This is a genomic window from Acinetobacter sp. ANC 4805 (assembly GCF_022549495.1).
Taxonomy (GTDB): domain Bacteria; phylum Pseudomonadota; class Gammaproteobacteria; order Pseudomonadales; family Moraxellaceae; genus Acinetobacter.
Map to the genome: position 1 here is coordinate 1 of NZ_JAKZGD010000037.1, position 212 is coordinate 212.

Genomic DNA, 212 nt, shown 5'->3' on the forward strand with positions numbered 1-212 from the left:
ACGCTATAGCTGCCTTCTGCCAATGCAGCCAAGCTATTGTCTGCTAAGGTCCAAGTACCATCACCATTGTTGGTGGCTACATAATCCACTCCATTTACATTCACAACAATGCTTGCGTTTGGATCGTTGATCGTACCGGTTAGTTCAGGTGTTGCATCATTGGTGATTTCATCATTCAACGCAACGACTGGTGCTAAACCATCTCCATCAAC

At 45.3% G+C, this 212-nt stretch carries 1 protein-coding gene; it reads right to left on the reverse strand.

Annotated elements, in window-relative coordinates; translation table 11 throughout:
- On the reverse strand, nt 1–212 hold a 212-nt coding region (locus tag MMP60_RS15965; protein WP_241337295.1), incomplete at both ends, for an Ig-like domain-containing protein.